The organism is Collinsella sp. AF16-8, assembly GCF_003462695.1.
Lineage (GTDB): Bacteria > Actinomycetota > Coriobacteriia > Coriobacteriales > Coriobacteriaceae > Collinsella.
This window is the reverse complement of record NZ_QRXX01000003.1, coordinates 157,577-171,484: the sequence shown is the minus strand read 5'-3', so window position 1 is coordinate 171,484 and position 13,908 is coordinate 157,577. Positions and strand designations below refer to the sequence as shown.

Here is a 13,908-nt window from a genome sequence, read left to right as displayed (position 1 = left end):
TGATTGGCTATCGCTTGAGCCACCGCAAGGCGGCCACTCCCCTATTTGCCAAGAGCCTACAGCTCGCAGGCGACCTTGTAGCCGTCGCCGATGGCGTCGCGGATGTTGCCGCACTTCTGGGCATCGCCCAGCACGTGGGTGACAACGCCGGCAGCGGCAAGGTCATCGGCCAGCTTGGTGTTGGGACGGTAACCCATGGCAAGCACCAGCGTATCGGCGTCGGCGATGGTATGGACTTCGCCGTCCTTTTCGTAACTGATGGCGTCCTCGGTAATCTCAGTCACCTTGGCCTCGGTCAGCACGTGAACGCCCTTGGAGAGCATGCGCGTGATGAGCACCGCGCGACCGGCGCCACCCTCGTTGGCAGCAAGCGTCTTGGTCATCTCGATGACGGTGACATCGCGGTTGGCCGGCGACAGATCGTTGACCAACGGGGCCAGGTAATCGGCCGTCTCGCAGCCAACGGTGCCGCCGCCCACAATGACAATCTTCTTGCCCGGGAAAGCCTTGCCGCCCAGCAGGTCATCAGCCGTCATGACCTGCTTAAAGCCCTGCATAAAGGCCGGGGCGATGGGTTCGGCGCCATAGGCCAGGACAACCTCGTAACCCGCGTAGTCGCGCTGGATGTCCTCGGCGGTCAGCTCGGTACCAAAGACGCATGTGACGCCGGCCTCGGCCAGGCGACGGTACTGATACTTGATCACGCGCGTGAGCTCCTGCTTTGCCGGCGGAACGGCCGCGATGCGCATCTCGCCGCCCGGCTCGTCCTGCTTATCCACGAGCACCACGTTGTGGCCGCGCTTGGCGGCAATGTAGGCCGCCTCCATGCCCGCAGGACCGGCGCCCACAACGAGCACGTTCTTGGCCTCGGCGGCAGGCTCATAGCCGGCCTCGTCGCGCTCTACGTCCGGGTTGACGGTGCAGGAGATGCGCTTGCCAAACATGATGCCGTTCAGGCAGCGCAGGCAGCCGATGCAGGGACGGATCTCGTCGGCGTTGCCGGCAGCCGCCTTGTTGCAGAACTCGGCATCGCACAGATTGGCACGGCCCATCATGCAGATGTCGGCGGCGCCGTCCTCGATCAGTTCCTCGGCAATCCATGCCTCGTTAATGCGGCCGACCGTGGCAACGGGAATGTTGACGTGCTTTTTGATCTCGCGCGAGCAGGCGGCGTGCGAGGCCTGCTGCGTGCCGGCGGCGGGAATTGCAGAACCGCGCTTGATGGTAGTGCCGCCCGACACGTGGATCATGTCGACGCCGGCCTTCTCCAAGCGACGCGAGACATAGATCATGTCGTTGAGGGTCAGGCCGCCATCGGTGTACTCGTCGCCCGAGATACGGACGTCGATGATAAAGTCCTTGCCGCAGCGCTCGCGAATCTCGGCGATGACCTCGAGCAGGAAGCGCATGCGGGCGTCGAGCGAGCCACCGTACTCGTCGGTGCGCTTGTTATAGAGCGGGGTCAAAAAGCCGCCGAGCATGCCGTGGGCGTGTGCCGCATGGACCTCGACGCCGTCGACACCGGCCTTCTGCATGCGCACAGCAGCGTCACCAAACTGATGCGTGAGCTCGTGGATCTCATCGACCGTGATGGGGCGCGGCGCCTCGCGGGCATAGGACGGGCCCACAAAGGACGGAGCGATCAGGCGCGGCGTGCCCGGAATGTTAAAGGCCATGTAGGCGGGGTGGAAGAGCTGCGGCATGATCTTGCAGCCATACTCGTGGACGGCCGCGGCGAGCTTTTCCCAGCCAGGGATAAACGTGTCGTCGTAGCAGCACATGTCACCCGGTAGATAGGTATAGGTGGGCTCGACCGTCACGACCTCGGTGATGATGAGGCCCACGCCGCCCTTGGCACGGGCACGGTAATGATCGACCAAGTCGTCGGTCACATAGCCATGATCGGCCAGGTTCGTGGACACCGGCGGCATAAAGACGCGGTTCTTGACCTCGGTCGTACCGACCTTGATCGGGCTAAAAAGCATCGGGTAGGCGGAAGACTCCATACAGGGTTCCTTTCGTTTGAGCCGCTCGGCGGCAGTTGCTAACGTACTTATCGTATCAGCAACTGCGCTGTACCCGACCGTACACGCTCCCCCGGCTTTTACTCAGCCCACAAAAAGTTGCGGTGGAATACGGAGTAGATAAGGCCTTTGACAGCCAAAACAGTCCGTATTCCACCGCAACTGATGGGCGGGGTGGGTTAGAGGCCCAGATAGCTGGTCATGCCTTCGACGGCGAGCTTGGCGCCGGCTACGGCATGGACCACGGTGAGCGGGCCGTTGACCACGTCGCCGGCGGCAAAGACGCCAGGCACGGTGGTCATGCCGCACTCATCGACCGAAAGAAGACCGCGATGGTCGGTCTCCAGACCGCCCGTCGTAAGCACCAGTTTGTCCTTGGGCACCTGCGAGGCCGCAATCACAACCGTGTCGGCGGGCACATGGTCAAGTTCTTCCTCGTAGCCCACCACGTTGTCGCCCTCGTCAAAGATAGCCGTCTCGAAAACCGGACCGTTATCGTCGATGGCGCAAATCGCCTTGCCGCGCACGATCTCGGCACCGTCAAGCTCGGTCAGCTCCACCTCGTCATCGATGGCCGAGATATGGCGCGATCGGGCATACACGGTAACCTTGCGAGCGCCCGAGCGCAGAGCCGTGCGGGCAACATCCATGGCCACGTTGCCGGCGCCGATAACCGCCACGTTCTGACCGATCGCCACGCTCGTGGGATCGACCAGGTAATCGATACCAAACAGTACGTTACCACGCGACTCGCCGGGAATACCCAGCTTGCGGGCGCGCCAGGTACCGGTACCGACAAAGACCGCATCGTAGCCGTCGCGCAGCAGGTCGTCGATATGCAGCGCGCCACCGATGGTGGTCGAGGGACGGACGCGCACGCCAAGCGAGCACATCACGTGACGGTACTTTTGCACGAGAGCACGGGGCAGGCGAAACTCGGGGATGCCGTACTCCAGCACGCCGCCGATCTCGGGGCGCTGTTCAAACACCGTGACGGCACAGCCCAGCTGGGCCATCTTAATGGCCACGGTAATGCCGGCAGGACCGGAACCGACCACGGCAACCTGCTTGCCGCACGACGGCGCAGGCTTCCACTCCCTACGATCCAAATACGCAGTCGAGATATAGTTCTCGATGCTCGAGAAGTGCACCGGCGCACCCTTGCGGCCCTGGATGCACGCGCCCTCGCACTGACCCGAATGGTTGCAGATCATGGAGCAGACCGCGCTCATGGGGTTGTTCTGGAACAGCAGCTCACCTGCCTCTTCCAGACGACGCTGCTTGAACAAGTCAATGACCTGCGGAATAGGCGTCTGCACCGGGCAGCCTTTAAGCTGGCAGAACGCCTTCTTGCACCCAAGGCAACGGTTCGCTTCCTCAACAATATGAATAGCCATCGGTTCCTCTCCTGGACCTCTACGACAATCTCTTTCGCCAACCTGCTTCGTTACAGAATCACGTGCTCGCACATCACGCTGCGGCCCATGCGCAGCAACTCGTCGCGCGAACGCTCGACCGTGGACGGTGTGCTGTTCTCGATAACGGTCATAATGCCCGGTCGCGCGGCGGCTGCCCAGGCGGCAATGGCCTCAAAATCAAAGTTTCCGCACGTGCAGGCGCCGTGGCATACCAAACGAGAGCCCGAGCCATCGCACCAACCATCCTGGTCCTCGTTGTCTACGATCTCGTAGTCCTTGGCATGCAGCACGCGAATCTTGCTGCCGCACAAATGCAGCATGCGCGACACCTGCTCGGAAGCCTCACCGACGATCGTGGGATGCAGCAGCGACACCGGGTCGTAGATCACGCCGAGTGCGGTGCTCGAAACGCGCTCCAGAACCTCGCGGCAGCGCTCGGGCGTATTGACGATCTCGTTCCAGCCGGGCTCGACCAGAAGCTCGCCGCCCTCCTTTTCGGCCATCGAACACACGCGTGCGAGCCCTTTGCAAAACGCATCGAGCGCAGCGGCCGAAAAACGGTCGTCGGCCATCTTGTTCTGCGCGTTGGGGCGCCCCGTCTCGGTCCCCACCGGACAGCCCCCAAGCCAGCGCGCGAACCTCAGGCACGCCTCATACTCGGCATAGGTATCGACCAGTTGATTCTGATCGGGCGTTGCCAGGTTTTTATAGCAGCCGAGCACCGCCACCTGCACGCCGTTGGTGTCGAGCACCTCGCGCAGATGGTCGGCGAGTTCGTGCGTAAGGCCGGAACGGTTAATGCCAAAGGACTTGTAGAGTACTTTGCTCGGCAGCTGAACGCACGAGAAACCCAGTTTGCCTGCCATGCGAATGCGCTCCTCGACCGTACCCTCGGGCAGGTCGTGCAGGCGCACACCGACGCTCAGCGCGCCTTTCGACTGCGCCATGCCTAGACCTCCTTGCACGCATTGATGCCCGGCGTGTAGCCGCCAAACGGGTCGTCGATAGAGCAGACGCCCGAGGGGGCGAGCGGATCGCGCTTACCGGCCAACTTGTCATGATGCATAGTCTCGATATAGGCGAGCACCAGCGGCGCCACGCCCTTCGCGTCGTTTTTGACGACGGGCTCGCTCATGTAGTAGCCAAACGTGCCCTCGCGGTGCGCGGTGTTGCCAAGACCCGCCACCAGGCAGATGTTGTCGAGCGCCAGCTGTCCGTCGCGCTCGGACAGGCACGTGTCGCAGATGCCGTCAAACGCACGGCGGCCGTACTGGTAGTAGCGCTCGCCCAGCACGCCCAGGCGCACGCCCTTCATGATGGCGTTGGCAAAGATGGCGCTGCCCGACTCCTCCAGATAGTTGGGGGCGATATTGGGCAGGTTGATGACCTGGTGCCACATGCCGGTCTTCTCGTCCTGATACGGCAGCATGGCGTCGATCAGGTCGTGGAACATCTTGCGGATCTCGTCCTTCTCGGCCGACATCGAGGGCGGCATGAGCTCCCAGGTATCGATGAGCGCCATGGCGAACCAGCCCTCGGCGCGCAGCCAGAAGTTGGCCGAAAGGCCGGTGACGGGATCGCACCAGAACTGCTTGCGGCTCGCGTCGTAGGCGTGATAGTACAGGCCGTTGAGGGGGTTGCGCATCAGGTCGTGCACCACCTGGAACATATGGAAGCTATCCGAGCAGGCACGGCGGTTGTGGAAGCTCAGCTCGTACTGCATGTAGAACGGCTGCGCCATGTACATGCCGTCGAGCCAGATCTGGTTGGGGTAGACGGCTTTGTGCCAAAACACACCCTCTTTGGTACGCGGCTGGGTCTCGAGCTGACGGTAGATGGTATCCATGGCGGCACGGTACTTGGGCTTGCCCACCAGGTCATAGAGTTTGTAGAGGGTTTTGCCCGCGTTGACGTTGTCGAGGTTGTACTCCTGGGGATCGTAATGCTTGATGGTGCCGTCATCCTGGACAAAGAAGTCGATATAGTCGTCGGCGAAGGTCAGGTAACGCTGCTCGCCGGTGATCTCGTACAGCTCGATGAGCGCCTTGATCATGCAGCCGTCAATGTAATTCCAGGTGTTCTCCTTGCCGGCGCGTAGCTTTTCGATATTCCAGGCCGGCGCCTGAGGCGTAGAGGTCTCGATCAACTGCTCGATATAACGGTCCAGAATCTGATTGCAACCCATTGCTGTCCCCTCTGACGTTATTGATGGGTGAACGTTTCCCCTAGTGTAACGCGAACGGGGATTATAGGGTGAACGTTAACCCTATAATCCCCGTGAACGGCAAACTTTTAACGGCAAACGGCGGTGAGGCCCGCAGCGATGCGATGCGCCAGGCGCTCATAGCCGGCAGGGCTGTAATGCAGACCGTCCGGCATGTAGAGCTCGCGGTGCTCCGGCAAAAACGGGCTGATGCCGCTTTGCGCATACAGGTCGATCACCGGCACCGAGTAGCGATCGCAGACCTCCAGCATCGCGCGCACATAGGCGTCTTGCGTCAGGCCCAGATGGTTGGCCTCGTTGCTTGCCGGAATATCCTTCTCGTGTTTGCCGCTCGTCTTGCACGGCGTCATAAACATCAGCTTTGCCTGAGGCGAGCGCGCCGTGATGGTGCGGATCAGGTAGTCGAGCGCACCGTAGAACTCGTGCACGTCCGTGCTGCCCAGCTCTCCCAGCGGCACGTTACGGCTAAAGTCGTTAACGCCGCCAAAGACGATGCAGATATCTGCCGTGTGATCGATGCCGTCCAAGCGCTCAACAAACGAATCGCTACGGTCGGCCTTGACGGCAATACGCGAACCCTTAATACCAAAGTTCTCGATCGTAGCGCCGCCCAGCAGCGCACCCAGGTGCGAGGTCCAAGAGATGTCGTTGCCTCCCCCGCCGCATCCGTTATCGCCCCAGGTGGTCGAATCGCCAAAGCAGCAGACGGTCGATTCGCTCAAGTTTTTCGTTTCCATATTCTTCTCCTCACCCGCACACCGGCGGTCATACAGGTACATACCGTTCATTCACAACATCCGAGGGGCTATGCGTGGGCGTATTCCGCAACTTGCGAATCGAGCCATTCGATATCCTCGGCAAGATGCGCCACGCCCAGGTGGTGTCCACCCGGGCAGACCTCGTGCAGAAGGTTTTCGTCCTTGCCCAGCAGCGCGTAGGCGTCGCGAACGATATCGAGCTGCTCGTCTACGTTCGCAAGCCCGCGGGCGCCGTTGAGATGGTCTTTCTCGCAGCTCTGAACCAAGAGCGGCCGTGGCGCGACAAGCGATGCAATGTCGCCCATGTCGAGCAGACGCCAGAGTCCAGGCGTGTAATTGCAGCTGCAATTGCCGTTGAGGTGCAGTAGCGAATCATCAACGCCGTACAGATAGCCCGAGACAAACGCCTTGCGCACGCGCGGGTCGAGCGCGGACAGGTACAACGTCATGTAACCGCCGCCCGAAAAACCAAAGCAGCCCAGGTCGTCCATGGCAATGTCACCGCGTGTCTCCAAGTAATCAATCAAGCGCATGTTGTCCCAGGCGTTGAGGCCCGCGACCGTAAGACCCAGCGGCTCGGCCATACGTGCTTGATTCAGACACGTACCGCGCAGGTAGCTGTTCTCGTCGTCGCCCTGACCCTTCCAGTCACGACGGTATCCCCAACCACGCGCATCGGGGCAGACGGTCACATAACCCATGCGCGCCAAACGCAGACCGTAGTCGTAATTGAACTTACGCACGGCATCGTCGACCGCCGGCACGCCCGCAACGCCGGCTATGCTTGCAGCACCCGCCCCCTGGTGACCATGCGGGCAGATATAGCAGCGCTTGAGTCCCCGCTCGTCAAGCTTGGGGCGGGACGGCTCCAACAGGTAAAACGGCATCCACACATCGTGCTCAACCTGCAGCACCGCATGAGTACGCACGATGCTGCCGGCAACCCGCACGCGATTGAGCTCACGAATCTCAATCGGGGCGCGGTCCATAAGCGAAAGACCCAAAATATCGTACAGACGAGTCCTGGTCGCAGCCTTCCATGCCTCAAAGTCTGTGGGAGTCTTGCCCGTAAATGCGGCCGAGCGCCCCTCGCGCTTCAGTCGGGCGCGCAGCGCAGGTTCGTCCTCGTAGTACGTCTCGATGTGCACGGTGCGGCCATTGGCAGATAGCCCGGCCGTCTCTACCGCATCACCGTCGCCGCCCTCGGGATCCCAACCATCCGTGCCGGCAAGCACTCGGTCACGCGCATAGCGTTCGGAATCCTGACCGGTCAGGCAATGCGCCCACGGCACCCAAGCGGCAGTATCACCCGCCGGGCCAAACAGGGCACCGCCGGCATACAGGGTGCCGTCATGTGCCGCTGGCTTATTCCAATCCCACCAACCCTCGAGTGAAATATGGGGGCCCAGCCAGCATTCGAGCAAAACGGTCTGGGCCCACTCGCGCCATGGACGACCCAGATAGACCGATCCGGGGGCAATGCCCTCATCGGCTGTAAACGAACAGCCATGAAACACAAATCCGTACGGCTCGCCCTGGGGCGTGGAGGCTGCCGTTACATACCCGTTGACATCCATATCGCGGTTGAGCGAGCGAATCTCACACCCCTCAAAGTAGGCACGCGCGCCGCCAAAGATAAAGTCGACATCGCCCTCGATCCGGCAACGTCGAAAATACTGCCGCCCCACGCGGCGCGGGGCGAACTGCTTGGGGCCTATAAAGCCGCCCGGCTTGGCCTCGCGCGGCGGCAGCGGCCCCAAAAAGAGCGTGTCCTGGTGTCCCTTAATGCAGCAGGCATCGACAACCAGGCGGTCACCATCGGCATACAGGGCAATCGCCTGGCCGACCTCGCGCCCATCACCGGCGTTGTTTTCGATTGTTAGACCCGCAAGCGTCACGTCGTCGGCATCGACCAGCACCGTGTACGTACGGAAGGTGCCGAGTCTTCCATCCTGGCCGCTACCATCTTCCGAAGGCATCTTGGCACCCAGGCCTCCCACGATACGCACGCTGTCGGCCGTCTCGCCCTCGAGCGTCACATGCGGACGACGAATTTCGACCTGCTCGCGATACTCGCCCGGCGCCACCAGCACACGCACCGGCACGGTCGTATCGGACACGCACCGCTCCGCCGCCTCGAGCGCCGCCGAAATGCTGCGATACGCGCCTTCGCGTTCGAGCGATACCTCAAAGAGCTGCTCTTTACCACTCATCTGTCATTACGCTTTCTGTCACAGAACACCCACCATGCAATGCCGGCACCTATAGATTGCGTGCGACAGCCGGGCAGACCCGACCGTCGCACGCCTCAACATGCCGTATTCACTTGTGCAGGAGCACTACCCTACGCGCGGATAACCTTGTCGACGTTTTGCAGCTGCAGCTCGTCGCCATCCTGACCCTCGATGCGCACGTTCTGCAGGTCGAGGACTTTCACGTTCTGCGCGATGATGCCCTGGCGCACCATGGGCTCCACGCCGCAGGCCATGGCCGGCACAAAGGGCTCGGCATCGGCGGCAAAGGTCACATGGACATCCTGGAACGTCAGGCGCGTCACCTTGCTCTCGGGAAGGCCCGTGATATAGGCCGCGGCCGCATGGCAGTTGGTGGCCTCGATATCGCAAAACGTCGTGGCGCCAAAGCCGGGCGTACGGTCGTCGACGGGCAGCGCCTCGCGAGACTGCACGTAGTCGGTCTTGCCGTCCTTGTCGCAGAAGTAGAACGAGTTGACCACGAAGGGCGTGAGCACCTTATCCATGCGAATGTGCTCGAAGGTGATGCCCTCGTTGACGGCGTCCTTGCCGCGTCCGCGGCGTGTCTTGACGCGCAGGCCGCGGTCGGTGCGCTCAAAGAGACACTTGCTCACGGTGAGGTCCTTGATGCCGCCGGCGGCCTCGGATCCCAGCACCACAGCGCCGTGGCCGTCGTGCATGTAGCAGTGCGAGATCAGCACGTCGTGCGTGGCGGGACGGAGCTCGGGTTCAATGCCCAGTTTGCCGCTCTTGATGGCGATGCAGTCGTCGCCCACCGAGAACTGACAGCCAAGGATGCGGACAAAACCGCAGCTCTCGGGATCGAAACCGTCGGTGTTGTGGGAGTTCTTGGGACCCTCGATGGACAGGCACAGGGCATCGACGTGCTCGCACAGAATGGGATGGATATTCCACGCCGGGCTGTTGCGCACGGTAAAGCCGGCAAGACTCACGTTTTCGCACTCGGACAGGAAGATCATGCGCGGGCGGGCGATCTCGCGGCCCTCCTCGGGACGGAAGATGTTCTTAAAGTCCTTGTTCCACCAGTTGTCCTCGGCAAAATCGGTCTGGCCGTCGATGGCGCCGCGGCCATAGATGCACACGTCGTGCACGCTCAGGCCCGTAAAGGTCGAACAGTAGGTCGAGAAGCTCTCGCCCTCCCAACGGCCCAGGGGCAGCATATCGGTGCCGGCGTACCCAGCCCCCTCGTCACCCGTGACCGTGCCCGGAATGTAGGCAAGCGCGGCGCGGTCGTGGCGGGCCAGCAGCACCGCGCCCTCGGCAAGCTCGATGTTGATATTGCTCTTAAGGAAGAGGGACTTGATGCGGTAGTTGCCGGCGGGGATCAGCACGCGCCCGCCCTTGGGGCAGGCCATGATGGCAGCCTGAATGTTGGTGGTGTCATCGTGCTCGGCATCGCCCTTGGCTCCGCAGTCGCGAACGTTGATGGTAAAGGGCTCCGCCGGCGTGGTGACGCCTACGCTCAACTCGCGCTCGCCGCAGACAAAGCGGATCAGGTTGCGCTTGCCGGGAGTCAGGCCATCGACATAGGTCTCGACCGTATTCGTGGTACCGGCGGGCTCATCGTTGACAAAGATCTCCCACGTATCGGCACAGGTAAAGTAGCCGCCATCGTCGAGCTCGATAACGGCCGCGCGGGCATTGCGCCAGATAACGTTCGTCTCCATGGGTCTCTCCCTCAAATGTAATCAGAAGTTCATACTACTCGTTTTTAAAAAAGGGCCGTACCCGCCGGTGGATCTCCGGTGGCACGGCCCTTTGGTTTGGACAATGCGTTGGCCCTACTCGGCGGGAATTACGCTGCCGTCCTGGAAGCCAACATTGTTGTGGGCAAAGCAGTCCTCGTACTTAAAGCCGGAGAGCTCCTCGCAAAGCGCCTTGACCTCGGGCTTGACGTCGGCCATCTTGCCACCCTCCTTGACACGGTGGATCTCGTCGCAAAGGATGTCGCACTGCTCCTTGTCAATCTTGATGCCGCGGGCAAGGACGGCCGCGAGCAGGAAGAAGCCGGCGCAGCCGATGAGCATGTAGCCGCAGATGTACAGAGGCACGGTGGCGGGCTGGGTCACGGCGTCGCTGTTGCCGGCGGTCTGAATGAAGCCGGAGGCAGCAAGGACGATAGCCCATACGTTGACGGCAACAGCCTGGGCGATCTGCTGGCAGAGCTGCTGTGCGGAGCTGTAGATGCCCTCGCGACGACGCAGGGTGATGAGCTCATCGACATCGGGGATGTAGTTGAGCAGAACATCGGGCAGATACTGGAAGCCAACGTAGAAGAACTTCCAGATGGCGAAGATGATGGGGTAGGCGATCATGGCGATGGCGATCGTGGAGGTGCCGTTGATCTGACCAAAGGCGAAGTAGTTGTAGGCGATGATGCACGCGGCGCAACCGACGTTTGCCAGGTACCAAGACTTGTGGAAGCCCTTCTTGGCCATGAGGGCGACCCAGATGGCGGTGCAGACGATAGCGACGACCTTGCCGGGCATCTCCATCACGGACTCGTAGGACTTAGGAATCTGCAGACAGTAGACGATGAAGAAGGACAGGCACGCAGACCAGCAGGCAGCGGCGAGCTTCGTGGAGACCTGCGCATACAGGACCTTGCGGAAGGACTTGTTGCGGAAGGTAGAGATAACGTCGATGAAAAACTTCTTGATACCCTCGCCGACGCTCTCGATCTTCTCCTGAGCGACCTCCTCGGGGGTGTGCTCCCACGTGGACAGGTACACGCACAGCAGCGAGATTGCCATGACCGAAGCGTTAATCGTAGCAATAATGAAGTAGCTGAACGGGTTGGTCTCGCCGAAGGTGCCAAAGCCAAAGCCGACGAGTGCTGCCATCAGGAAGCCGGCGGCGTTACCAAAGAGGTGCTTGTAGCCGGTGAGGTACGTACGCTCCTTGAAGTCATCGGTCATCTCGATGGTAAGCGGCGACAGGTTGGCGGTGCAGAACGTGTACGCGACGTTGTAGATCAGGTACAACACAAAGTAGTACGGGAAACCAAACGGCGTAGCCACAAAGATGAGCGGCTCGGCGACCATCATCGGGATAGCCAGCAAGATCCAGAAACGGCGGCGGCCAAAGATGCGGCCGATCTTGGTAGCGTAGAAGTTATCGGCCACAAAGCCCATGAGCGGGCACAGAATGGCGTTGAGATAGATGGCGAACGAGCTGATCAGCGCAGCCTCGCCTGCGGACAGACCGCACTCCGTGGACAGGAACAGCACCATGTAGCTGTGCGTAAAGCTCAGGGCACCGGAGTTGAGCATGCCGCCCATACCAAAGCCCAAGCGCGTCCAGAATGTGATCTTGCGCTTTTTACCGATCTTGTTAGTCATCGAGCTCCCTCTCTTTTCTCGATTGTCTTGTAACAAGACATTGGAGTCCATACCGATGTCTGTCTGCATGCCGTTCAGGGTGAACGTTTAGCTAGATTATGCGCGATTGCTTATGAAAGGTGAACGTTCACTTGTATATTATCCTTGAACGGTCGTTTTTTGCCGTTAAACGGACATCTGACTTGAAAAAAATCACGATTACATGGGTATTGAATGGGTTTAAATTTGAGGTCGATTAGGTGAACGTTTATTGTTTTGCGGCTTCCGTGCCCCCCCCCAGGAAGACAGGCTTGAACAGACGAAACAAACATGGCCCCGCCGGGAACACTCCCGACGGGGCCATGGTCAACAGTGGCCTATGCGAATCCATTTGCCGCTACAGGCAGACGCCGTCCTTCCAAATGCTGATCTCGTGGCAGCCGCGACGCTCGGCACTCGTAAGCTTGCCGCTCGCCGTCTCTAGCACCAGCTGGTACAGGTCGTGGGCAGCCTCGTCGAGCGTACGCCCGCCCGTGGCGACCACGCCGGCGTTAAAGTCCATCCAGTTGGCCTTGTGGTCGCACAGACGCTGGTTGGTGAACACCTTGAGGGTAGGCGCCGGTGCGCCAAACGGCGTGCCGCGGCCGGTCGAGAACAGGATTACGTGGCAGCCGGCAGCCGTCAGGGCCGTGGTGGATACCATGTCGTTGCCCGGACCGCACAGCATGTTCAGGCCATGCTTGGTAGCCTGACCGGCATACGGCAGTACGTCGACGATGGGGGCAGATCCGCCCTTTTGCACGCAGCCGCAGCTCTTGTCCTCGAGCGTGGTAATGCCGCCGTCCTTGTTGCCGGGGCTCGGGTTCTCGTAGACCACCTCACCATGGCTGATAAAGTAGTCCTTAAAGCCGTTGAGCATGTCAGAGGCAGCGTTGAAGACCCGCTCGTCCTCACAGCGATCGAGCAGAATGCTCTCCGCGCCAAACATCTCGGGAACCTCGGTGAGCACCGACGTGCCGCCGCGGGCGACAACCATATCGCTCACGCGACCGATCGTGGGGTTGGCGGTAATGCCCGAAAGACCGTCAGAGCCGCCGCACTTAAGGCCAATGACCAGCTCGGAGGCAGGAATGGGCTCACGCTTGGCCTGCTTGGCCAGGTCGGCAAGCTCGGACAGGATCTTGTGACCCTCGACCTGCTCGTCGGCTACATCCTGGCAGGCGAGGAATCGAACGCGCTCGCGATCGAAGTCACCGAGCTCGTCGAGTACCTGCTGGTGCGTGCAGTTTTCGCAACCGAGGGACAGGAACAGCACACCCGCAGCGTTTGCGTGACGCGAGAGCGCCACCAGCAGACGGCGCGTCTGGGCATGGTCGGCACCGGTCTGCGAGCAGCCAAAGGGATGCGGGAAGTAGTAAACGCCCTCCAGCGAGCCCTCGACCAGATCCTGAGCCTGCTCGCACATGGCACGTGCGACCTCGTTGACGCAGCCGACCGTGGGGATGATCCACAGCTCGTTGCGCGTCGCGGCGCGGCCGTCGGCGCGGCGGAAGCCCATAAAGGTCTCGGGCTCAACCGGCTCAACGACCGGATGCGTCGGGTTGTAAGTGTACTCGACCTCGCCCGAAAGGTTGGTCTTGACGTTATGCGTATGAAGCCACTGACCGGGCTGGATGTCGCCCGTCACGTGGCCGATAGGAAGACCGTACTTGACGACGTCCTCCCCCGCCGCAATGGCGCGCACGGCCATCTTGTGGCCCTGCGGAATATCCTCCGCGGCCACGACCTCGCCCACCCCGGGAACCGCGACGGCGGTGCCCTTGGCAAGCGGCGACAGCGCAACGATCACGTTGTCGGCCGGATTGATCTGGATAGTGTTCATTACAAATGG

At 61.2% G+C, this 13,908-nt stretch carries 9 protein-coding genes; all 9 read right to left on the bottom strand.

Features of this window, described 5'->3' with window-relative positions; translation table 11 throughout:
- Nucleotides 1–56 precede the first annotated feature (56 nt).
- Nucleotides 57–2,006 (bottom strand): NAD(P)/FAD-dependent oxidoreductase, encoded by a 1,950-nt coding sequence (locus DWW73_RS04285; protein WP_117778849.1) that lies wholly within the window; start codon nucleotides 2,004–2,006, stop codon nucleotides 57–59.
- Between the two features lie 197 nt (nucleotides 2,007–2,203).
- Nucleotides 2,204–3,421 (bottom strand): FAD-dependent oxidoreductase, encoded by a 1,218-nt coding sequence (locus DWW73_RS04280; protein WP_117778848.1) that lies wholly within the window; start codon nucleotides 3,419–3,421, stop codon nucleotides 2,204–2,206.
- Nucleotides 3,422–3,471: 50 nt separating this feature from the next.
- Complete coding sequence (locus DWW73_RS04275) at nucleotides 3,472–4,389, bottom strand: sugar phosphate isomerase/epimerase (RefSeq protein WP_117778847.1); 918 nt, start codon at nucleotides 4,387–4,389, stop codon at nucleotides 3,472–3,474.
- A gap of 2 nt (nucleotides 4,390–4,391) precedes the next feature.
- Nucleotides 4,392–5,627 (bottom strand): glycoside hydrolase family 105 protein, encoded by a 1,236-nt coding sequence (locus DWW73_RS04270; protein WP_117778846.1) that lies wholly within the window; start codon nucleotides 5,625–5,627, stop codon nucleotides 4,392–4,394.
- A 107-nt stretch (nucleotides 5,628–5,734) separates the two neighbouring features.
- Nucleotides 5,735–6,403 (bottom strand): SGNH/GDSL hydrolase family protein, encoded by a 669-nt coding sequence (locus DWW73_RS04265; RefSeq protein ID WP_117778845.1) that lies wholly within the window; start codon nucleotides 6,401–6,403, stop codon nucleotides 5,735–5,737.
- Nucleotides 6,404–6,471: 68 nt separating this feature from the next.
- Nucleotides 6,472–8,637 carry a pectinesterase family protein gene (locus DWW73_RS04260; RefSeq protein ID WP_117778844.1) on the bottom strand — a complete coding sequence of 722 codons (2,166 nt, stop codon included), beginning with the start codon at nucleotides 8,635–8,637 and terminating at the stop codon, nucleotides 6,472–6,474.
- Nucleotides 8,638–8,768: 131 nt separating this feature from the next.
- Nucleotides 8,769–10,364 carry a glycoside hydrolase family 28 protein gene (locus DWW73_RS04255; protein ID WP_117778843.1) on the bottom strand — a complete coding sequence of 532 codons (1,596 nt, stop codon included), beginning with the start codon at nucleotides 10,362–10,364 and terminating at the stop codon, nucleotides 8,769–8,771.
- A 114-nt stretch (nucleotides 10,365–10,478) separates the two neighbouring features.
- Nucleotides 10,479–12,038: an MFS transporter gene (locus DWW73_RS04250; RefSeq protein WP_158563779.1), complete on the bottom strand. Its 1,560-nt coding sequence runs from the start codon at nucleotides 12,036–12,038 to the stop codon at nucleotides 10,479–10,481.
- Between the two features lie 376 nt (nucleotides 12,039–12,414).
- Entirely contained in the window at nucleotides 12,415–13,899 is a 1,485-nt protein-coding gene (locus DWW73_RS04245) for a UxaA family hydrolase (RefSeq protein WP_117778841.1), read from the bottom strand.
- Nucleotides 13,900–13,908: the final 9 nt, after the last annotated feature.

Bases quoted from the DNA above. Each gene is read 5' to 3' on its own strand.
- DWW73_RS04265 (WP_117778845.1), bottom strand. From the start codon at position 6,403: ATGGAAACGAAAAACTTGAGCGAATCGACCGTCTGCTGCTTTGGCGAT.
- DWW73_RS04245 (WP_117778841.1), bottom strand. From the start codon at position 13,899: ATGAACACTATCCAGATCAATCCGGCCGACAACGTGATCGTTGCGCTG.
- DWW73_RS04270 (WP_117778846.1), bottom strand. From the start codon at position 5,627: ATGGGTTGCAATCAGATTCTGGACCGTTATATCGAGCAGTTGATCGAG.
- DWW73_RS04285 (WP_117778849.1), bottom strand. From the start codon at position 2,006: ATGGAGTCTTCCGCCTACCCGATGCTTTTTAGCCCGATCAAGGTCGGT.
- DWW73_RS04250 (WP_158563779.1), bottom strand. From the start codon at position 12,038: ATGACTAACAAGATCGGTAAAAAGCGCAAGATCACATTCTGGACGCGC.
- DWW73_RS04280 (WP_117778848.1), bottom strand. From the start codon at position 3,421: ATGGCTATTCATATTGTTGAGGAAGCGAACCGTTGCCTTGGGTGCAAG.
- DWW73_RS04260 (WP_117778844.1), bottom strand. From the start codon at position 8,637: ATGAGTGGTAAAGAGCAGCTCTTTGAGGTATCGCTCGAACGCGAAGGC.
- DWW73_RS04275 (WP_117778847.1), bottom strand. From the start codon at position 4,389: ATGGCGCAGTCGAAAGGCGCGCTGAGCGTCGGTGTGCGCCTGCACGAC.
- DWW73_RS04255 (WP_117778843.1), bottom strand. From the start codon at position 10,364: ATGGAGACGAACGTTATCTGGCGCAATGCCCGCGCGGCCGTTATCGAG.